This is a genomic window from Mesorhizobium helmanticense (assembly GCF_003034915.1).
GTDB classification, from domain to species: domain Bacteria; phylum Pseudomonadota; class Alphaproteobacteria; order Rhizobiales; family Rhizobiaceae; genus Mesorhizobium; species Mesorhizobium helmanticense.
This window is the reverse complement of sequence record NZ_PZJX01000029.1, coordinates 148,221-167,109: the sequence shown is the minus strand read 5'-3', so window position 1 is coordinate 167,109 and position 18,889 is coordinate 148,221. Positions and strand designations below refer to the sequence as shown.

General features: G+C 63.7%; 20 protein-coding genes and 1 riboswitch. Of the genes, 14 read left to right on the top strand and 6 right to left on the bottom strand.

All coding sequences use genetic code 11. From position 1 onward, the window contains the following. Positions 1 to 29: 29 nt before the first annotated feature. Positions 30 to 1,211, bottom strand: coding sequence for an aromatic ring-hydroxylating oxygenase subunit alpha (locus C9427_RS17220; protein WP_107650329.1), 1,182 nt, complete (start codon positions 1,209 to 1,211; stop codon positions 30 to 32). Positions 1,212 to 1,329: 118 nt separating this feature from the next. Between C9427_RS17220 and C9427_RS17215 the strand changes: the two genes are divergently transcribed. From C9427_RS17215 to cobO, 5 genes are all read left to right on the top strand, one after another. Further along, complete coding sequence (locus tag C9427_RS17215) at positions 1,330 to 2,022, top strand: gamma-glutamylcyclotransferase (RefSeq protein WP_107650328.1); 693 nt, start codon at positions 1,330 to 1,332, stop codon at positions 2,020 to 2,022. Positions 2,023 to 2,087: 65 nt separating this feature from the next. Beyond that, a riboswitch (cobalamin riboswitch) is annotated at positions 2,088 to 2,285 on the top strand. A 36-nt stretch (positions 2,286 to 2,321) separates the two neighbouring features. Then, positions 2,322 to 2,501 (top strand): CbtB domain-containing protein, encoded by a 180-nt coding sequence (locus C9427_RS17210; RefSeq protein WP_107650327.1) that lies wholly within the window; start codon positions 2,322 to 2,324, stop codon positions 2,499 to 2,501. Positions 2,502 to 2,516: 15 nt separating this feature from the next. Continuing rightward, positions 2,517 to 3,296 (top strand): CbtA family protein, encoded by a 780-nt coding sequence (locus tag C9427_RS17205; protein WP_107650326.1) that lies wholly within the window; start codon positions 2,517 to 2,519, stop codon positions 3,294 to 3,296. Then, positions 3,289 to 3,804: a bifunctional adenosylcobinamide kinase/adenosylcobinamide-phosphate guanylyltransferase gene (gene cobU / locus C9427_RS17200; protein WP_107650325.1), complete on the top strand. Its 516-nt coding sequence runs from the start codon at positions 3,289 to 3,291 to the stop codon at positions 3,802 to 3,804. Before C9427_RS17205 ends, cobU begins: the two co-directional genes overlap by 8 nt. 1 nt (position 3,805) lies before the next feature. Beyond that, positions 3,806 to 4,435, top strand: a complete 630-nt coding sequence (cobO, locus tag C9427_RS17195) for a cob(I)yrinic acid a,c-diamide adenosyltransferase (RefSeq protein WP_107650324.1) — start codon at positions 3,806 to 3,808, stop codon at positions 4,433 to 4,435. A 22-nt stretch (positions 4,436 to 4,457) separates the two neighbouring features. Here the strand turns inward: cobO and cbiB are convergent, their stop codons facing one another. Next, a complete protein-coding gene (gene cbiB / locus C9427_RS17190; RefSeq protein ID WP_107650323.1) occupies positions 4,458 to 5,429 on the bottom strand; it encodes an adenosylcobinamide-phosphate synthase CbiB in 972 nt (323 codons plus the stop codon). Here cbiB and cobD point away from each other — a divergent pair. Together cobD and C9427_RS17180 are read left to right on the top strand one after the other, a co-directional pair. Further along, positions 5,428 to 6,483: a threonine-phosphate decarboxylase CobD gene (gene cobD, locus C9427_RS17185; protein ID WP_107650322.1), complete on the top strand. Its 1,056-nt coding sequence runs from the start codon at positions 5,428 to 5,430 to the stop codon at positions 6,481 to 6,483. The genes cbiB and cobD overlap by 2 nt on opposite strands. Next, positions 6,480 to 6,989 carry a tyrosine phosphatase family protein gene (locus C9427_RS17180; RefSeq protein ID WP_107650321.1) on the top strand — a complete coding sequence of 170 codons (510 nt, stop codon included), beginning with the start codon at positions 6,480 to 6,482 and terminating at the stop codon, positions 6,987 to 6,989. Before cobD ends, C9427_RS17180 begins: the two co-directional genes overlap by 4 nt. A gap of 18 nt (positions 6,990 to 7,007) precedes the next feature. Here C9427_RS17180 and C9427_RS17175 read toward each other — a convergent pair whose 3' ends face one another. Beyond that, entirely contained in the window at positions 7,008 to 7,811 is an 804-nt protein-coding gene (locus C9427_RS17175; protein ID WP_107650320.1) for a creatininase family protein, read from the bottom strand. A gap of 56 nt (positions 7,812 to 7,867) precedes the next feature. Beyond that, positions 7,868 to 8,251: a RidA family protein gene (locus tag C9427_RS17170; protein WP_107650319.1), complete on the bottom strand. Its 384-nt coding sequence runs from the start codon at positions 8,249 to 8,251 to the stop codon at positions 7,868 to 7,870. A gap of 253 nt (positions 8,252 to 8,504) precedes the next feature. Between C9427_RS17170 and C9427_RS17165 the strand changes: the two genes are divergently transcribed. From C9427_RS17165 to C9427_RS17135, 7 genes are read left to right on the top strand one after another with little or no spacing between them, the layout of a single operon-like run. Further along, positions 8,505 to 9,509, top strand: a complete 1,005-nt coding sequence (locus C9427_RS17165; protein WP_107650318.1) for an ABC transporter substrate-binding protein — start codon at positions 8,505 to 8,507, stop codon at positions 9,507 to 9,509. 2 nt (positions 9,510 to 9,511) lie between these two features. Then, a complete protein-coding gene (locus tag C9427_RS17160; RefSeq protein ID WP_107650317.1) occupies positions 9,512 to 10,342 on the top strand; it encodes an ABC transporter ATP-binding protein in 831 nt (276 codons plus the stop codon). Then, positions 10,329 to 11,180: an ABC transporter permease gene (locus tag C9427_RS17155; RefSeq protein WP_107650316.1), complete on the top strand. Its 852-nt coding sequence runs from the start codon at positions 10,329 to 10,331 to the stop codon at positions 11,178 to 11,180. Before C9427_RS17160 ends, C9427_RS17155 begins: the two co-directional genes overlap by 14 nt. A gap of 1 nt (position 11,181) precedes the next feature. Then, the gene (locus C9427_RS17150) at positions 11,182 to 12,483 is read left to right on the top strand and encodes a cytosine deaminase (protein WP_107650315.1); all 1,302 of its coding nucleotides are present in this window, start codon (positions 11,182 to 11,184) and stop codon (positions 12,481 to 12,483) included. Then, positions 12,483 to 13,880, top strand: coding sequence for an FAD-binding oxidoreductase (locus C9427_RS17145; protein WP_107650314.1), 1,398 nt, complete (start codon positions 12,483 to 12,485; stop codon positions 13,878 to 13,880). Before C9427_RS17150 ends, C9427_RS17145 begins: the two co-directional genes overlap by 1 nt. Before the next feature lie 8 nt (positions 13,881 to 13,888). After that, positions 13,889 to 14,470 carry an NAD(P)H-dependent oxidoreductase gene (locus tag C9427_RS17140; protein WP_107650313.1) on the top strand — a complete coding sequence of 194 codons (582 nt, stop codon included), beginning with the start codon at positions 13,889 to 13,891 and terminating at the stop codon, positions 14,468 to 14,470. Continuing rightward, positions 14,470 to 15,057 carry an NAD(P)H-dependent oxidoreductase gene (locus C9427_RS17135; RefSeq protein WP_107650312.1) on the top strand — a complete coding sequence of 196 codons (588 nt, stop codon included), beginning with the start codon at positions 14,470 to 14,472 and terminating at the stop codon, positions 15,055 to 15,057. The genes C9427_RS17140 and C9427_RS17135 overlap by 1 nt, the downstream gene beginning before the upstream one ends. A 201-nt stretch (positions 15,058 to 15,258) precedes the next feature. On the opposite strand, the gene C9427_RS17130 is transcribed toward C9427_RS17135, so the two are convergent. Together C9427_RS17130 and C9427_RS17125 are read right to left on the bottom strand one after the other, a co-directional pair. Continuing rightward, positions 15,259 to 17,709 (bottom strand): GcvT family protein, encoded by a 2,451-nt coding sequence (locus C9427_RS17130; RefSeq protein WP_107650311.1) that lies wholly within the window; start codon positions 17,707 to 17,709, stop codon positions 15,259 to 15,261. Further along, positions 17,706 to 18,887, bottom strand: a complete 1,182-nt coding sequence (locus tag C9427_RS17125; protein ID WP_107650310.1) for a pyridoxal phosphate-dependent aminotransferase — start codon at positions 18,885 to 18,887, stop codon at positions 17,706 to 17,708. Before C9427_RS17125 ends, C9427_RS17130 begins: the two co-directional genes overlap by 4 nt. Between the last annotated feature and the right edge of the window lie 2 nt (positions 18,888 to 18,889).

Below are 18,889 nucleotides of genomic sequence, written 5' to 3'. Positions count from 1 at the left end.
ATTTCATTAGTAATGGGGCTGACGGAGCCTCAGGGTTTTGGTGATGGTCGCGCGTGCCGGTCGCGCACCCAGTTGTGGAAGCGATGCAAATCGTATTCCTCGGGCATCAGGACGCCGGTATTGTGGCGCATCGAGCGCAGGCCTTTCTGGTTGACCTCGCATATCGCCGCGTCTTCCTCCAGCACTTGCCTGCCGAAAGCGACGATATTGTCGATATCGGTGGATGGTGCTTCGAGCGCTTCGGCCGAAAAAAGCCATTCGGCGGTGAGTTCGGTCTGTTCGGGACCGAGCGGCACCAGCCGGACTGTCCTGACATAGTCGACATGGCCCACGATGAACATCGATGGCAGGCTGGTGGCGTAGGTCTGGCCGGCGGCGCGCTCTGCCGGGGTCAGATCGGCAAAGACCGGGCCATGGACATGACCGTCGCGCGACCAGGTTTCGGCTCCAGCCCTGAGGCCACCGGAAAACTCCGGCGCGTCATTGTCGGCATGACGGGCCCATTCGGGATCGTCATGCCGCCCCATCAGGCCGCGGCCGTAGATCGGCACCAGCCGCGACAGATCCTTGTGCACGCCCGGGCAGTGCAGGCATTCGTTGAAGTTCTCCCAGAAGATCTTCCAGTTGCAGTTCATCACCTTGCGCAGCACATGGCCCGACACCAGTGTTTCCAGCGGCCAGTTGCCGAGATTGCCGGATGCGGGATCGAAGGCGGCTTCGGCCGAGCCGCCGGCATCCTCGGCGAGATTGACGAAGACAAAGCCGCGCCACACCGACAGCGCCACGCGGTAGAGTGGGTGCTCGGCCTTGTCGAAACCTTCCGGCAGAGACTTCGACGGCACGCGCACGAGATCGCCGCGCAGCGAATAGGACCAGGCGTGATAGGGACAGGTGATGAGCCGTGCCTTCAGCCGGCCCTCGCTCTCCTGGCAGAGCTGCGAGCCGCGATGCCGGCAGGTGTTATGGAAGGCGCGCAACGCGCCGGTCTCGTCGCGCAGCACGACGATCTCCTGCGTGCCGACCCTGAATGTCCTGAAAGCCAGCGGCTGGGCAAGATCGGCCTCGCGGCAGACCAAGAGCCAGCTTTTGTACCAGATGGCGTCGAGGTCGCGCTGATAGGCCTCGGCATCCCAATAGGCTGATGACGGCAGCGTCGGCTCGGCCCGGGTCAGGCCATTATAGGGATCGCGCTCGCTCGGATTGGGTTGCATGACCGGCCTCCTGTGATGCGCCAGCCGACACCCCGGCAAATCGTTTGTCAATTGGGGCGACGGCATTGCCGGCTTCGGTCGCGGTGCCTAATCATGCCGGGAGCAATAGGATTGGGACATGACCGCACGACAGATGTCACTGACGCCAGAACTGGTGGCGCGCTGTTTTCGCACCGTCGAGGATAGCGGACCCGACCCGGACGCAATGCATCTCGACGACAGCGACTATAATGCGATGCTGGACGCGTTCGAGGCGGAGCTGCCTGGAAGCGAACCGCTGTGGCTGTTCGGTTATGGCTCGCTGATCTGGAAGCCTGAAATCGACCATATCGAGGAACGGGTCGCGGTGGCGCGCGGTTGGCATCGGTCGTTCTGCATGCGCATGACGCGCTGGCGTGGCACCAAGGACAACCCCGGCCTGATGATGGCTCTCGACCGTGGCGGACAATGCAAGGGTGTTGCCTTTCGGCTGAGCGATGGCGATCGCCGCGCGCAGCTCGACAAGCTTTTTCGGCGCGAGGTGACGCTGAAGCCGACGAGCTACCATCCGCGCCTGCTCTCGCTGGCAAGCGACAGCGGGCCGGTCAAGGCGCTGGCCTTCGTCATCAATCGCAAGGGAACGACCTATGCCGGACCGCTCGCGGAAGAAGAGGTGGTCGAAAAGCTCGCCACATCCTGCGGGCACTGGGGATCGGGCGCCGACTACCTCTACAATACGGTGAAAAACCTGGAAGAGCGCGGCATTCACGATCGCCATCTGTGGCGGCTGCAGCGGCTGGTTGCCGGGCGGATCGCTGCGTCGAAGCCTTGAAACCGCGTGGCGCATTCACGCTGGTAACGGGCGGAATTTGGTTTGCCGGGCGCGACGATTCTGCCTATAGTCACAGCGTCGTCGGTTCCACTAGGGACCAAGAGGGAATGCGGTGAGGGTGAATTTTCTTGCCCAATGCCGTGGCTGCCCCCGCAACTGTGTGCGGTAGTCCTCTCCATATGCCACTGAAGATTTTTCTTCGGGAAGGTGGGGAAGGGCGCTGATCCGCGAGCCAGGAGACCTGCCGGCGACAGGGAACTGACTTCGATGCCCTCGGGTGGAGGGCGAAAGGACAAGATATGAATACCGCTTCCGTCTCTCTCGGCGCTTCCGTCTCCTCGCAGTCGCGCTTCATGCAGCTCGCGCTTGCCGCGCTGCTCGGCATTTTCGTCATGGGCTTTGTCGGCTTCTCGCATATCGAGGCGGTCCACAATGCCGCCCACGACTATCGCCATTCCATGGCGTTTCCCTGCCACTGACGAGGGGCTGACATCATGACACTGTTTCGCAACGTCGTGTTCATCGCGGCGATCGCAGGGCTCGTGGCCGGCGTCGTTCTCGCCTGCATGCAGGCCTATGCCACCGTGCCGCTGATCCTCAAGGCGGAAGTCTACGAACAGGCCGGTGGCGGCCACCAGCATGGGCATGCCGCTGCACCAGCCGCCAACGCCACCGACACCAATGCCATGAGCAGTGCCGTACCGGCGCCGGCCGAGGCGGCTGCACCAGCGGAAGACGAAGGCTGGGCACCGGCTGACGGCTTCGAGCGCTTCGCCTTCAACGTGGTTGCCAATGTCGTTACCGGCATCGGCTTCGCGCTGATCCTGGTCGCGGTTTCGGAATTCGCCGGCGGCATCGGCAATTGGCGACAGGGCGTGTTCTGGGGCCTGGCCGGCTTTGCCGTGTTCACACTGGCGCCGGGCCTTGGCCTGCCGCCGGAACTGCCCGCAATGCCGGCGGCCGACCTTGCCCAACGCCAGATCTGGTGGACGGCAACGGCGGTGGCAACCGCCGCGGGTCTCGGCCTGCTTGCCTTCCGCAAATCGCTGCCGCTGGCGATCCTGGCCGTGGCGTTGATCGTGGCGCCGCATATTGTCGGCGCGCCGCAGCCCGACAGTTTCGAGACGCCGATCCCGGAAGGCCTGCACCATCAGTTCGTGGTGGCGGTGACGCTCACCAATCTGGTGTTCTGGCTGGTGCTCGGCGCCGTCGTCGGCGTGGTGCGCGGACGCTTTACCGGCACGGCGACCAGCCTGCGCGACAGCTTTGCCTGATCGCAAAGGATTGACCTTCATCATCGGGGGCGCGCGCTCCGGCAAGAGCGCGCACGCCGAAACCTTGGTGACAGCCTGCCAGGGGCCGTGGACCTATATCGCGACGGCGCAAGCCTATGACGACGAGATGCGCGAACGCATCGCGCTGCATCGCTCGCGGCGTGGTGAAGGCTGGATGACCGTGGATGCGCCGCTCGATCTTGCCGGCGCGCTGGCCGTATTGCCTGACGGTCGGCCAGTCCTGATCGATTGCCTGACGCTCTGGCTGACCAATCATATGCTGGCCGAACATGATCTTGAGACCGAATGTCGGCGGCTGGTCGATGTGCTGTCGCGGCCGCGCGGGCCGTGGTTCGTGGTTTCCAACGAAGTCGGCCAGGGCATCGTGCCCGACAATGCGCTGGCAAGGCGCTTTCGCGACGCCGCCGGCCGGCTTAACCAGCAGGTCGCCGCAGTCGCCGATACGGTGCTTTTGATGGTGGCGGGCCTGCCGCTCAAGGTGAAGTGAGATGACCGATATCGACGGCAAGACCATCAAAGATCGGGACGAGGAACGCCACCGCGCCAAGATGGCCAAGCGCAAGGCGGTGCAGGATGCCGAGGTGGCGGCAAAGACGATCGAGAAGGGCCTGCTGATCGTCAACACCGGACCGGGCAAAGGCAAGAGCACCGCCGCCTTCGGGCTGGCGCTGCGCATGCTCGGCTATGGCAAGCGCGTCGGCGTCGTCCAGTTCATCAAAGGCAAATGGCACACCGGCGAGAAGGACGCTTTTGCCGCCTTCGGCGACCGGGTCGTATGGCACACGATGGGCGAGGGTTTTACCTGGGAGACGCAGGATCTGAAGCGCGACATCGCGGCGGCCGAAGCCGCCTGGGCCAAGGCGCTCGAACTGATGGCCGATCCTTCGATCAGCCTTGTGGTGCTTGACGAATTGAACATTGCACTACGCTACGATTATCTCGATCTGGACAAGGTCGTGGCGGCACTGAAGGGCCGGCGCGAAGGCCTGCATGTCGTGATCACCGGCCGCAACGCCAAGCCGGCGCTGGTCGAGGCGGCCGATCTGGTGACTGAGATGGGCGTGACCAAGCACCATTTCTCGGCCGGCGTGAAGGCGCAGCAAGGGATAGAGTTCTGAGCGCGCCTGATCCTTGTCGTGGTCACGAAACGAGGACGATCGCCGCGACGATGCCAAACAGCGCGATCAGCAGAAAGTCGGCCGTCCGGTAGAGTTTCAGCGCCTGTCTGATGTCGGCGCTCTCGGCATCGCGCCGGCCGCCGTCGCCCATGAAGGCATCCTCGACCATGACACCACCATAACTGCGCGGACCGGCAAGGGCGAGACCAAGGGCGCCGGCCATCGCGGCTTCCGGCCAACCGGCATTGGGCGAGCGATGTTTCTTCGCGTCGCGCCGCACGGTGCGCCAGGCGTTTTTCGCATTGGCGCCGCTGACGAAAAAAGCCGCCAACACGATCAGCAGCGCCGTCAGCCGCGACGCTGGCAGGTTGATCAGATCGTCGAAACGGGCCGCTGCCGAGCCGAAGGCTTCATGGCGCGGCGTGCGGTGGCCGATCATCGAATCGGCGGTGTTGGCGGCCTTGTAGGCAACGCCGCCGGGGAGCCCGCCGACACCGATCCAGAAGGCGGGCGCGACAATGCCGTCGGAAAAATTCTCGGCCAGGCTTTCGATCGCGGCGCGGCAGACGCCGGCCCTGTCGAGCGTTTCGGGATCGCGGCCGACGATGTGCGAGACCGCGACACGACCGACGGCCAGCCCGCCATTGTCGAGTGCGTCGGCCACGCCCTCGACATGCTCGGCCAGGCTCTTCTGCGACAAGAGCGAGGTCGCGAGAATTGCCACGATGAGCAGACCGGAAGGAAGGATCTGCCACAGCAGGATTTCCAGCACCAAAGCGATGATCGCCGGCACCAGCACGATGACCAACAGCGCATGAATACCGCGCCGGCGACGCAGCGCGTCGGAATCAGTATCGCGGTTGAGCCGGCGATCCAGAAAGGATATCAGCCTGCCGAACCAGGTGACGGGGTGGCCGATGCGACGGAACAGCCAATCCGGATAACCGAGCGCGAATTCAATAACCAGTGACAGGAAGGCGATCAGGAACGACATGAAGCTTCTTGATGGAGCGGTGGCAGCAGTGGATCATGGCGGAAGCCTTGGTCGGGCGAGGGCGCTCTTTCCCCAGGCGCCGCAGCCTTTTGTCGACCTCTCGACCGGTATCAATCCGCACTCCTATCCGCTTTTCGAGCTGCCCGCCACCGCCCTGTCACGGTTGCCGGAGGCCGCGCGCCTGCGCGAACTCGCCGATGTCGCGGCGAGCGCCTATGGCGCACCATCGGCGGCGCATGTGGCGGCGGCGCCCGGGACGCAGATTCTGTTGCCGCGCGTCGCTTCGCTGGTAAGACCCGGCAAGGCGCTGGTGCTCGGCCCGACCTATGCCGAACACAGTCGAGCGGCGGCGATTGCCGGCCATGCGGTGGCGGAGGTCGACGATTTCGAGGCGCTGGCCGCGGCCGACCTTGCCATTGTCGTCAATCCCAACAATCCGGACGGGCGTGTCGTCGAGCGCGAAGACCTGCTTCGGCTTGCCGGGAAATTACGCGCCAAGGGCGGGTTGCTGGTCGTCGACGAGGCGTTCATGGATGTCGGCCCGCTTGGCGAGAGCCTTGCCGGCGATGTCGGGCAGGGCGGCATTGTCGTACTGCGCTCCTTCGGCAAGTTCTTTGGTCTCGCCGGCCTGCGGCTTGGCTTTGCGTTGGCCGATACGCTGACGGTCGAGCGGCTGGAAGCGCAATTCGGGCCGTGGGCGGTCGCCGGCCCGGCGCTCGAATATGGCATCCGCGCGCTGGCCGACACGGATTGGCAGGTGGAGATGCGGCGGCGGCTGGCCGAGGATGCCGCACGGCTCGATGCGCTGTTTGACCGCTTCGGCGTTCCTGTCGCGGGCGGCACCATGCTGTTCCGCTATGTCAGCCTGCCGGGCGCTGCCGGCCTGTTTTCGGCGCTCGGCGAACGCGGCGTCTTGCTTCGGCATTTTCCTAATCGGCCGCTTGTGCTGCGCGCCGGATTGCCGGGCTCCGATGAGGAATGGCGGCGGCTCGAATCCGCTCTTGCGGACTGGGCTTCGCGGCGCGACGATGCCGCCAGGGAGATCAAGCCATGATCCATGTCTGTTCGCTGTCTAAGGTCGAGGAAACAGTGACGAAGACCGGCGCCGAGCGGCTGCTGTCGCTGCTGGCCGCCGGTACGTTGATGGCCCGGCCGGCGTCGATTACCCGGGAAAACCATCTCCACCTCGTCATGCATGACATTGCCGTGGCGCAGGACGGCATGACCATGCCGGGCGAAGAACACGTCCGCAACCTGCTCGACTTCGCTCGCCGATGGGATCGTGCAAGGCCGCTGGTGGTTCATTGCTATGCCGGCATCAGCCGTTCGACCGCCTCGGCCTATATCATTGCGGCCGCACTGGCGCCCAAGCGTTGCGAGGCCGAATTGGCCCGCACGTTGCGCGCCCTGTCGCCCACGGCGACGCCCAATCCACGGTTGGTAGCGGTCGCCGACACGCTGCTTGAGCGCGACGGCCGGATGATCGAAGCGATCCAGGCGATCGGGCGCGGCGCCGATGCCTTCGAAGGCACGCCCTTTGCACTGGACATTGACCGCTGAATTCGGCTCGCGGGATCGCTACGCCAGCCAGTCGGCGAGCTTTGCCTTGCGCACATCCATCAAAAGACTGATGAACCCGTCGGCCTGATGCTCGGCGGTCAGCCGGCCTTTTTCGGCTGTCGCGATGCTGGCATCGCCGACCACGCCATTCGGGTTGAGGTCGGTGGCAATCCAGGCAAAGGCATGCGTCCCGGTGTGGCGCAGCAGCGAGAATTCCTTTTCGGCGCGGCCGACATTGCTGGCGAAATTGTCGGCCTTGCCCATGTCGACGAGATCCGGCCGGAAATACAGCATCAGCGAGGTCTCGACGTCGCCGCCATGGATGCCGTGACGGTCCTCGAGCTCGGTGTACATGCCGGCTGGCCGGCCAAAGCGCTGCCAGCTCGTCTTCACCGCCAGCATCTTTGCGCGCACGCGCAATTCGCGGGTGATGATGCCCATGATCTCCTCGTTGCCGCCATGCGAGTTGACGACGATCAGCTTCCTGACGCCGGCGCGGGAGACCGACAGGCCAAGCTCGGTCCAGGCATCGACAAGGGTCGTTGCCGGCAAAGTGAGCGTGCCTGGCGCATGCAGATGCTCATTCGACTTGCCCACCGCCTGGACGGGCAGGATGCGGATGTCGAGATCGCCGGGCAGGCGCGCGATCACCGTTTCCAGCATGCCGCCCATGATCGAGGTATCGGTCGAAACCGGCAGATGCGGGCCGTGCTGCTCGATCGCCGCCACCGGCAGAATGGCGATCGTCGCCTCCGGGTCGATCGTGGCGTATTCGGTGGTCCGGTAGTCGCCCCACCATACGCGTCTGTTTGCAACGGTCATGTCATGCCTCTTTCAATGAACAGGCCAGACCTAGCGCGGCGGGCATCGCCTGTCGATCACCCGGCCGCGATGACCTCGATCTCGACCTTGAATTCAGGCCGGGCGAAACCGGACACGATCATAAGCGTCGAGGCCGGCGCCGGGCTCGAAAACAGCCGGTCGCGAACGTCCATATAGGGTCGGAGGAAGACGCGGTCGGTGACATAGGCATTGATGCGCACGATGTCTTGAAGTCCAAGCCCGGCCTCGCCGAGGATCGCTGCTATGTTCTGGAAACAGAGTTCGGCCTGGGCGCCGGCATCCTCCGGGATTTGGTCATCCACTGTGATGGCGACCTGGCCTGAGCACAGCACCAGCCGCTTCCCCGCGGGCACCTCGACGCCGTGGCTGTAACGGGCGAAAGGCGGCTTGATCGACTTCGGCGTAAGGAATCTGAACATGGCAATCTCCTCTTTGCGCCAGCGTAGGACCGGACCAGTGAGGTCTTCAAGATGTGGTGCATGCCATCGGTGCAATTGTGGACAGGCGTTCAAAAAATAGGCACGATGCATCCCATACAGCACGACCCGTCCAGTCTTCGTATGCGGCTGTTGCGTAAGCGGACGACCCTGGTGGTGGCATGTGTCTTGCTTCTTGAAACTACGGTGTCGGGCCCGGTGCATGGCGCGCTGGAACAAACAAAGGGTGGTGTACATGGGTGGAAAATGGATGATCTCGGCAGGCGTGATCGCGCTGCTTGCCGCAAACACGTTTGGCGCGGCGGCGAACGAAAAAGTCATCTTCGGCACCAACTGGCTCGCTCAGGCCGAGCATGGCGGATACTATCAGGCAGTCGCTGACGGCACCTATGCGGCTTGTGGGCTCGACGTGACGATCACGCAAGGCGGGCCGCAGGTCAGCGGCCGGCCGTTGCTGCTCGCCGGTAAGATCGACTTCTACATGGGCGGCAATCTGCTTTCGGCGTTCGACGCCGTGCAGCAAGGCATTCCCATGCGTGTGGTGGCGGCCGATTTCCAGAAGGATCCGCAGGTCATGATGTCCCATCCCGGCCAGGGGCTGGACACATGGGACGATCTGAAGAATGCTGAGCAGTACATTCTCGGCGACGAGGGTGCGCAGACCTTCTTCCAGTGGATGGTCATCGAACTCGGCTTCGATGCCGCCAAGCGCGTGCCCTACACCTTCAACCCGGCACCGTTCATCGCCAACAAGAAGTCGATACAGCAGGGATATGTCACCTCGGAACCGTTCGCGGTCCAGAAGGAGGGCGGTTTCATGCCGAACCAGTTCCTGCTCGCCGACTATGGCTGGGACACTTATGCGACCACGGTCGAGGTCATGCAGGACACGATCGACAAGCGGCCGGAGGTCGTGCAGTGCTTCGTCGATGGCTCCGCCAAGGGCTGGTACAACTACCTCTATGGCGACAACAAGGCTGCCAACGACATGATCAAGAAGGACAATCCCGACATGACGGATGAGCAGATCGCCTTTTCGATCGAACAGTTGAAGAAGTTCGGTGTGGTCGATTCCGGCGATACCGATAAGCTCGGCATCGGCGCGATGACGGAAGCGCGCATCCAGAGCTTCTACGACAAGATGGTCAAGGCCAAGGTGGCGCAGCCCGACATCGACATCAAGAAGGCCTACACGCTCGCCTTCATCAACAAGGGCATCGGGCTGGACCTGAAGAAATAATCGTGAAGCTGGAGAAAGTGGCGCAAGCGCCTATGGCGGCATCGGGCGATGGCCCGATGCTCCTGGCGCTTCGCGATGTCGGCAAGGTCTTCTCCAACGGCGTGACAGCGCTCAGCGATGTCAACCTGACGATCCGGGAGGGCGATTTCCTCAGCCTGCTCGGGCCGTCAGGCTGCGGCAAGTCGACGGCGCTCAGGCTGATTGCCGGCCTGTCGACGCCGACCTCGGGCGTGCTCGACTGGCGCGGCAGCGGCTCCTTCGACCGCTCTGACATCGGCTTCGTCTTCCAGGAGCCGACGCTGCTGCCCTGGGCCGATGTCTTCGACAATGTCTGGCTGCCGCTCAGGCTGAAAGGCCTGTCGCGGGCCAAGGCGGCGCCTTCTGTCATGGAGATGCTGGCGCGGGTCCACCTGACCGGTTTCGAAAACGCCGTGCCGCGCGAGCTTTCCGGCGGCATGAAGATGCGCGTCTCGATCGCCCGCGCCATGGTCACCAGGCCGCGCGTGCTTTTGATGGATGAGCCGTTTGGAGCGTTGGACGAGATCACCCGCTTCAAGCTCAACAACGATCTTCTGGAGTTGTGGCAAGGCGAACGTTTCACCGTCGTCTTCGTCACCCACAGCGTCTTCGAAAGCGTGTTCCTGTCCAACCGCGTCGTCGTCATGGCGGCGCGGCCGGGTAGGGTGTTCAGGGAATTCGCGGTCGATGCGCCCTATCCACGCGACGAGGCGTTCCGCACCTCGCCCGACTATGCCGCACTCTGCCGCCAGGCGTCCGACGTGCTGGTTGGCGCCATCAACTCAACCGCCGGGTCGCATCATGACGGCCATTGAAGGACACACGCCGACGCTCGATCCCGAGGAGGCGCGCCGCCTGCGCCAGGAGCGGCTCGAACGGATCGGCAGATGGCTGCTGCCGCTGGCGATCATGATCCTGGCGATCTGGCTGTGGGACCGCGTCTGCGTCTGGAACGATATTCCGAAATACATATTGCCGCGCCCCGGCGTGGTGCTGCAAACGCTTCATGACGATGCCGGGCTGTTGTTCTCCTCGCTGCTGGTGACGCTCAGGATCACCTTTCTCAGCTTGGCTTTGGCCGTCGTTGGCGGGGTCGGACTGGCGGTCCTGTTCGCGCAATCGAAATGGGTGGAGATGTCGTTCTTCCCCTTCGCCATCGTGCTGCAGGTGACGCCGATCGTGGCGATCTTCCCGCTGATCAACATCTATGTCGACAACCAGACGACGAAGCTGCTGCTCTGCGCCTGGATCGTCGCCTTCTTTCCGATCCTGTCCAACACCACGCTTGGCCTCAATTCCGTCGACCGCAATCTGCGCGATCTGTTCAAGCTCAACGGCGCGACCCAATGGCAGCAATTGCGTTATCTCAGACTACCGGCGGCGATGCCCTATTTCCTCGGCGGTCTGAAGATCGCCGGCGGGCTGTCGCTGATTGGCGCGGTCGTGGCGGAATTCGTCGCCGGAGCCACCGGGCAGTCATCGGGTCTCGCCTCGCGCATTATCGAGGCGGGCTATCGGCTCAATGCGCCGCGGCTGTTTGCGGCGCTGATCCTGATCTCGCTGATTGGCATTCTAATTTTCCTGGTGCTGTCGCTGATTTCGCACCTCATCCTGCGGCGCTGGCACGAGAGCGCGCTGAAGCAGGAGCGATAGGGTGATCCCAGCATCTGCCGCTTATCATCTCGCCAATGTCCGGCTTCATGCATCGCTGACGCCGGGCCTTGCCGCTTCCTTCGATGCCGACGGCTTCGCGCTTGCCGACATCGCCGTCGCCGACGGCAAGATCTCCAGCATTGCCGCGCATGGCCGATCCAGGGCGCCGGCCGACGCCGTGGACCTCGGCGGCCGCATCGTCATGCCGTGTTTCGTCGACTGCCATACGCACATCGACAAGGGCCATATCTGGCCGCGAAAATCCAATCCCGACGGCACTTTCATGGGCGCATTGAATGCCACCGGCGCCGACCGCGCCGCGCGCTGGAGCGCCGAGGACGTTGCCCGGCGCATGGATTTTTCCCTGCGCTGCGCCTACGCGCACGGCACCAGGGCGTTGCGCACCCATCTCGACAGCGTCGCGCCGCAGGAGGAGATATCCTGGCCGGTGTTCGAGACGATGCGGGAGACTTGGCGTGGCCGTATCGAATTGCAGGCCGCTTGCCTGCTCGGCATCGAAGGCGTGCGCGACAGGAAATGGTTCGAAGGACTGGCAAAGCGCGTGGCCGCGGCCAAGGGCGTGCTCGGCGTCGTCACCTATATGGTGCCGGACCTCGAGGAACTTCTCGACCAGGTGTTCGCTGAGGCGATCAAGCACGGGCTCGACCTCGATTTCCATGCCGACGAGACCGACGATGTTGCCGCGATCTCGTTGAAGAAGATCGCCGAGGCGGCGCTGTGGAACGGTTTCGAGGGCAACATCCTCGTCGGCCATTGCTGTTCGCTGGCGCGCCAGCCAGACCTCGACGTGCACGACACGCTGGACAAGGTGGCGAAGGCGGGTCTCGCCGTGGTGTCGTTGCCGATGTGCAATCTCTATTTGCAGGACCGGCGCGGCGACCAAACCACGCCGCGCTGGCGTGGCGTGACGCTGCTGCACGAGATGAAGGCGCGCGGCATTCCGGTTGCCGTTGCCTCCGACAATACGCGTGACCCGTTCTATGCCTATGGCGATCTCGACATGCTGGAGGTCTACCGCATGGCGACGCGCATCCTGCATTTCGATCATCCTGTCGGCGACTGGCCGATGGCCGTAACAAGGACGCCGGCCGATGTGATGCGGCTCGACGGTGTTGGTACGCTCGCCGCTGGCGGTGCGGCCGATTTTGTCGTCTTCAGGGGGCGGAGCTGGACGGAATTGCTGTCGCGACCGGAATCTGATCGCATCGTGGTGCGCGATGGCCGCGCCATCGAGCGCCAATTGCCCGACTATGCCGAACTCGATGAACTGATGGTGAAGTAATGGACATCGCGGCGCTCAAGCACGACCTCGACGGGCTGAAGATCGACGACCATCCAGCGATCGTCCAGCAGAAGAGCCGCGACTTCTACTGGTACAGTCCGGTGCTGAAGCAGCAACTCGACCATGTCACCGGCGACCTGATCGTGACGCCGAAATCGGAAGACGAGGTGATCCGCGTGCTGGCGGCCTGCCACCGGCACGGCGTTCCGGTAACACCGCGCGGCAGCGGCACCGGCAATTACGGGCAGGCGATGCCGCTGTCCGGCGGCGTGGTGCTCAATCTGGCCGAGATGAACGCGGTCAAGGCGATTGCGCCCGGCCGCGTCGTCACCGGGCCGGGCGCAGTTCTGGCCGAGATCGACAGAGCGACGCGGGCGCATTCCGGGCAGGAGCTTCGGATGTCGCCGTCGACCTACAACACGGCGTCGATCGGCGGTTTCGTTGCCGGCGGCTCCGGCGGCGTCGGTTCGATCCGCTGGGGCGGGTTGCGCGACCTCGGCAATGTCATCAGGCTGAGGACGGTGACGATGGAGGCCGAGCCGCGCGTCATGGAATTGACCGGCGAGGACGTGCTGAAGGTCATGCATGCCTATGGCACCAACGGCATCATCACCGAGGTCGAGATGCCGCTGACATCAGCTTACGACTGGGTCGATGTCATCGTCGGCTTCGACGATTTCATGGATGCGGCCGGCTTCGGCGACGATCTCGCCGCCCAGGATGGCATATTGGCGAAGCTGATCACGCCGATCGCCGCCCCCATCCCGTACGATTATTTCAAGCGCCATCAGAAATTCTTCCGGCGCGAGCAGAGCATTGTCGTCCTGATGATCGCGCCGCATGCGATGGACGCCTTCCTCGCTTTCACGGCGCGCAGCAAGGGCGAGATCGTCTTCCGCGCCGACAAGGAGGCCGATTTGAAGGGCCTGCCGCCGGCCTATGAACTGACCTGGAACCACACAACATTGCGCGCCATCAGGGTCGATCCCACGATCACCTATCTGCAGGCCCGCTATCCCTCGCCGGATCATCTCGCGCACGTCAAGGCGATGATCGACCGCTTCGGCGACGAAGTGCCGTCCCATCTCGAATTCATCCGCTTCGACGGCGCGATCGGCGTTGCCGGCCTGCCGCTGGTCCGTTTCACCACGGCAGAGCGGCTCGACGAGATCATCCGCATCCATGAGGACAATGGCTGCTGGATATTCAACCCGCATCGCTACACTCTGGAAGAGGGGGGCATGAAGCAGACCGACGAGGTGCAGCTTGCCTTCAAGCGCGAGACCGACCCGCAAGGGCTGCTCAACCCCGGCAAGATGATCGCGTGGGAGAACCCGGATTACGACTACCGTTCGGGTAAGTCATTCCTGTTCAAGGGCTTGCAGAAGGCGGGCTGAGAGCGCGCATGAACATCCTCGTCCTCTACGCTCATCCGGTCGAAACCAGCTTCAATGCCGGCCTGCACAAGGTGATCGTCGAGCGGCTGACGGCGGCTGGCCATGCCGTCGACGACTGCGATCTCTATGCCGAGGATTTCGATCCCCGGCTGACGCGGGCCGAACGGTTGGGCTACCACGACCAGCGCAGGCCGGGCGATGCGATGGCCGACTATGTCGAACGCTTGCAAAGGGCTGAAGCACTGGTGCTGTCATTCCCGGTCTGGAATTACGGCTATCCGGCTATTCTCAAAGGCTTCTTCGATCGCGTCTTCCTGCCCGGCGTGTCGTTCAAACTGGTCGACGGCAAGGTGCAGCCGACGCTGCACAACATAAGCAAGCTGGCTGCGGTCACCACCTATGGCGGCAGCCGGTTCCGCGCCATGCTGATGGGCGACCCGCCGCGCAAGGTGGTCAGCCGCATGCTGCGCGCCACCATCAAGCCCGGCGCATCCGTTTCCTATCTCGCGCATTATTCGATGAACCTGTCGACCGACGGGACTCGCAAGGCGTTCATGGCGAAGGTCGCGGCCAGGATGGATGCGTTCTGATGCGGGCCCTGGTGGTCTATTGCCATCCGGTGCCGGAGAGCTTTTGCGCGGCGATCCGGGACTGTGCCATCGAAGTGCTGAAGGCGAGGGGCTGGGAAATACGACTGCTCGACCTCTACGCGGACAAATTCGATCCGGTGATGGGCTGCGACGAGCGGCGCTCCTACAATGACGGTGCCCCGCGGGACCCGGCGCTCAAGCCGTATATCGATGATCTGCGCTGGGCTGAAGCGATCCTCTTCATCTATCCGACATGGTGGTACGGGTTGCCGGCTATGCTCAAGGGCTGGCTCGACCGGGTATGGGCAACGGACGTCGCTTTCGCTCTGCCGGTGGGCAAGGGGCGGATCAAGTCGCTGATGACGCATGTGACCAGGATTGGCGTGATCACGACCTGCGGCGCACCGACCTGGTGGAGCGTCGTCGTCGGCCAGCCGGGACGAAAGACAATCCTGCGCGGTATGCGGGCGCTGTGCGCCAGGCGTTGCAGGACGTTCTTCCTGGCGCACTATCTCATGGATGCCTCGACACCGAAGACGAGGGCGGCGTTTCTGGAGAAGGTGCGGGCGAAGCTGGAGCGGTTTTGAGCCGGCGGAAATTGCCTTCTCCCCTTGTGGGAGAAGGTGGATCGGCGCGTAGCGCCGAGACGGATGAGGGGTGCTGGAAGGAATGAGGCGTTGGTGATTTTTGCCGATGTGGACGAAGGCGCGCGCCAAGCTGGAACACCCCTCATCCGACCGAGCTTCGCTCGGCCACCTTCTCCCACAAGGGGAGAAGGATAAGAGGCGCTACATCCGCACCCGTTCCGACTTCGGATCATACATCGGCTTGAGCGACGCTTCGGCGGCGAAGCGCTCGCCGGCGATCTCGATCTCGTAGGACGAGGCAAGCACGTCCGCCTCGCTCTCGCCCTTGCACGGCACGTAGCCCAGGCCAATCGCCCCGCCAAGATGATGGCCGTAATTGCCTGAGGTTATCGGGCCGACGATCTTGCCGTCGCGCAGGATCGCCTCATTGTGGAAGAGCAGGGGCTGCGGGTCCCTCAGCCGGAACTGGACCAGCCGGCGTGACAGGCCGGCATCCTTTTTCCTCAATACCGCATCGCGGCCGAGAAAATCGCCCTTCGCGGTCTTCACAGCAAAGCCGAGCCCGGCTTCCAGCACATTGTCCTCGTCCGTGATGTCGTGGCCGAAATGGCGGAAGGCCTTTTCGATGCGGCAGGAATCCAGCGTGTGCAGGCCGCAAAGTTTCAGGCCGACTTCCGCGCCGGCCTCGGCGATCGCCTCGAAGACATGGGCTGCCTGGTCGGTCGAGACATAGAGCTCCCAGCCGAGTTCGCCGACATAGGTGACGCGGTGGGCGCGGGCCAAGCCCATGCCGATCTCGATCTCCTGAAACGTGCCGAACGGATTGGTTTCATTGGAGAAATCGTTTGGGCTCACCTTTTGAATCAGCTTCCGTGCCTCCGGACCCATCAGGCAGAGCACGGCTTCGGCCGCCGTCACATCCGATATGACGACGAATTCGTCGGCAAGATGCTTGCGCAGCCAGGCCAGATCGCGCTGCAGCGTGGCGCCCGGTACGACGAGGAAATAGGCCGTTTCCGAAAGCCGCGAGACGGTGAGGTCGCTCTCGATGCCGCCGCGCCGGTTGAGCATCTGGGTGTAGACGATCTTGCCTGGCGCCACGTCCACGTCGTTGGCGCACAGCCTTTGCAGGAAAGCACAGGCATCGCGCCCCTCGACGCGGATCTTGCCGAAGGAAGTCATGTCGAACAGGCCGACGCCGTTGCGGATCGCCAGATGCTCCTCGCGCTGGTTGTCGAACCAGTTCTGCCGCTTCCAGGAATAGCGGTATTCGCGCTCCTGGCCTTCGCGGGCAAACCAGTTGGCGCGCTCCCAGCCGGCGACCTCGCCGAACACCGCGCCGCACGCCTTCAGATGTTCGTGCAGCGGCGAGCGGCGGACACCACGTGACGTCGCAAACTGCCGGTAGGGAAAATGGTCGGCATAGAGCAGGCCGAGCGTTTCGGAGACGCGCTCCTTGAGATAGCGGCGGTTTTTCTGGAACGGCTGGGCGCGGCGGATGTCGACCTCCCAGAGGTCGAAGGGCGCTTCGCCATCGTTGATCCATTGCGCCAGAGCCATGCCGGCGCCGCCGGAAGAGACGATGCCGATCGAGTTGTAGCCGGTCGCCATCCAGTAGCCGGACAGTTCCGGCGCCTCGCCGAGATAGTAGCGATCGTCAGGCGTGAAGCTTTCGGGGCCGTTGAAGAAGGTATGGATCCCGGCGGTTGCCAGCATCGGCATGCGGTTGACGCCCATTTCGAGGATCGGCTCGAAATGCTCCATGTCCTCGGGCAATTGATCGAAACAGAAATCTTCGCGAATGCCCTCCATGCCCCACGGCTTGGCCACCGGTTCGAAGGCGCCGAGCATCATCTTGCCGGCATCCTCCTTGTAGTAGGCGCACTCGTCCGGCACGCGCAGCACCGGCAGGCGGGTCAGCCCGGGGATCGGCTCGGTGACGAGGTAAAAATGCTCGCAGGCATGCAGCGGGATGGTGACGCCGTTCCGGGCACCGAGTTCACGCGCCCACATGCCGGCGCAGTTGACGACGATGTCGGCCTCGATCGTGCCTTGCTCGTCGCCTTGCGCCCAGGAAACGCCGGTGACGCGGCCGGCTTTGGTGTGAACCTTGGTGACCTTCACGTTCTCGACGATGGTGGCGCCGCGCTGGCGTGCACCCTTGGCCAACGCCATGGCGATGTTGGCCGGGTCACACTGGCCGTCGAGCGGCAAATGCACCGCGCCGACCACATCGGAAACGTTGAGATGTGGGTACATCTCCTTGACTTCATTGGGTGAAATCTCGCGCACATCGACATCGAAGGCGCGGGCGAGAGACGCCTGCCGGTAGATTTCGTGCTTGCGTTCCTCGGTCAGCGCCACGGTGATCGAGCCGACCTGGCGCATGCCGGTGCCGACCTCGGTCTCGGCTTCCAGCTTGACGTAGAGATCGGCCGAATATTTCGCCAGCCGGGTCATGTTCTGCGAGCCGCGCAACTGGCCGATCAGGCCGGCGGCGTGCCATGTCGTGCCGCAAGTGAGTTGCTTGCGTTCGAGGAGAACGATGTCGGTCCAGCCGAGCTTGGCCAGATGATAGGCGACCGAGCAGCCGGAAACACCGCCGCCGATGATGACGGCCCTTGCTTTGCTGGGGATCGTCTTGGCGGTCATGCGGCCTCGCGGCGATAGTTGGAAGCAAAACGGCGCAGGCGAAGCGCAGCTTCCCTGAGCACGGGCTCGGGCTGGCAAAGGCTGACGCGGATGTGGCCGGCGGCCGCCTCGCCGAAGCTGGAGCCCGGCATGACGCCGACCTTTTCCTTGTCGAGCAAGGCCCAGGCGAATTTCTCGTCATCCGGCTCGATGGCTGAGATATCGAGCATGGCAAACATGCCGCCTTCGGAGCCGCGTACGGTGACGTCGTTCATGCCGCGCATGGCGTCGAGGAAGAGGGTGCGCCGCGCCGCATAGCGTTCGGCAATCTCCTTGACGCCGTAACCGTTTTCGAGCGCTTCGGCGCAGGCGATGCTGATGAAGGCCGGCAGGCCGTAGGTCGTCACCAGATTGAGGTTGATCAGCAGCGAAATCATCGCTTCGGGGCCGGTCAGCCAGCCCATGCGCCAGCCGGTCATGCCGTGGCTCTTGGACATCGAATTGATGACCAGCGTGCGTTCGGCCATGCCGGGCAAGCTGCGGGGCGAGATATGCTCGCCGCCACCGAGCGTCCAGTAGACTTCGTCCGACAGCAGCCAGAGGTCATGCTCGCGGCAGATCTGCGCCAGCTCTTCAAGATGCTGTCGCGAGTAGACGGCGCCGGTCGGATTGTTCGGCGTGTTGATGAGGATGGCGCGCGTGTTCGGCCGAAGTGTCGCGCGGATCATGTCCGCGTGGGGTTGGAAGCCATCCTCTGCGGGCGTCTCGACCACGGTGAATTCCACACCCACGGCACTGAACGTATTTGGATACGTCGCGTAATAGGGCGCGACCACGATGGCGTGGTCGCCCTGGTCGAGGACGGCCTGCACGGCAGCGTAGAGCGCTGCCTGTCCGCCCTGCGTGGCGATGACCTGGTCGGGGCTGGTCGCAACGCCGGTGCAGGCGGTCGAGGCCGCCGCCATGGCCTTGCGCAGGCGCGGCAGGCCGGGAAGCGGCGTGTAGTGGTGATTGCTGCCGCGAACCGCCGTCACGCAGGCTTCGATCGTCTGGCTCGGCGTATCGAAATCATGGTCGCCGATCGACAGCATGATGATGTCCTCACCGGCCTCCTTGCGTGCCCAGGCGGCGGAATGAACCTCCCAGCCATCCTTGCCCGAAGGCACGATGGCGGAAATACGCGATGATGGTCTGGGCATGA

What these genes read in the sequence shown, in the direction of transcription:
- C9427_RS17220 (WP_107650329.1), bottom strand. Translation starts at nt 1,211, where the DNA reads ATGCAACCCAATCCGAGCGAGCGCGATCCCTATAATGGCCTGACCCGG.
- C9427_RS17215 (WP_107650328.1), top strand. Translation starts at nt 1,330, where the DNA reads ATGACCGCACGACAGATGTCACTGACGCCAGAACTGGTGGCGCGCTGT.
- C9427_RS17210 (WP_107650327.1), top strand. Translation starts at nt 2,322, where the DNA reads ATGAATACCGCTTCCGTCTCTCTCGGCGCTTCCGTCTCCTCGCAGTCG.
- C9427_RS17205 (WP_107650326.1), top strand. Translation starts at nt 2,517, where the DNA reads ATGACACTGTTTCGCAACGTCGTGTTCATCGCGGCGATCGCAGGGCTC.
- cobO (WP_107650324.1), top strand. Translation starts at nt 3,806, where the DNA reads ATGACCGATATCGACGGCAAGACCATCAAAGATCGGGACGAGGAACGC.
- cobD (WP_107650322.1), top strand. Translation starts at nt 5,428, where the DNA reads ATGAAGCTTCTTGATGGAGCGGTGGCAGCAGTGGATCATGGCGGAAGC.
- cbiB (WP_107650323.1), bottom strand. Translation starts at nt 5,429, where the DNA reads ATGTCGTTCCTGATCGCCTTCCTGTCACTGGTTATTGAATTCGCGCTC.
- C9427_RS17180 (WP_107650321.1), top strand. Translation starts at nt 6,480, where the DNA reads ATGATCCATGTCTGTTCGCTGTCTAAGGTCGAGGAAACAGTGACGAAG.
- C9427_RS17175 (WP_107650320.1), bottom strand. Translation starts at nt 7,811, where the DNA reads ATGACCGTTGCAAACAGACGCGTATGGTGGGGCGACTACCGGACCACC.
- C9427_RS17170 (WP_107650319.1), bottom strand. Translation starts at nt 8,251, where the DNA reads ATGTTCAGATTCCTTACGCCGAAGTCGATCAAGCCGCCTTTCGCCCGT.
- C9427_RS17165 (WP_107650318.1), top strand. Translation starts at nt 8,505, where the DNA reads ATGGGTGGAAAATGGATGATCTCGGCAGGCGTGATCGCGCTGCTTGCC.
- C9427_RS17155 (WP_107650316.1), top strand. Translation starts at nt 10,329, where the DNA reads ATGACGGCCATTGAAGGACACACGCCGACGCTCGATCCCGAGGAGGCG.
- C9427_RS17145 (WP_107650314.1), top strand. Translation starts at nt 12,483, where the DNA reads ATGGACATCGCGGCGCTCAAGCACGACCTCGACGGGCTGAAGATCGAC.
- C9427_RS17140 (WP_107650313.1), top strand. Translation starts at nt 13,889, where the DNA reads ATGAACATCCTCGTCCTCTACGCTCATCCGGTCGAAACCAGCTTCAAT.
- C9427_RS17135 (WP_107650312.1), top strand. Translation starts at nt 14,470, where the DNA reads ATGCGGGCCCTGGTGGTCTATTGCCATCCGGTGCCGGAGAGCTTTTGC.
- C9427_RS17130 (WP_107650311.1), bottom strand. Translation starts at nt 17,709, where the DNA reads ATGACCGCCAAGACGATCCCCAGCAAAGCAAGGGCCGTCATCATCGGC.
- C9427_RS17125 (WP_107650310.1), bottom strand. Translation starts at nt 18,887, where the DNA reads ATGCCCAGACCATCATCGCGTATTTCCGCCATCGTGCCTTCGGGCAAG.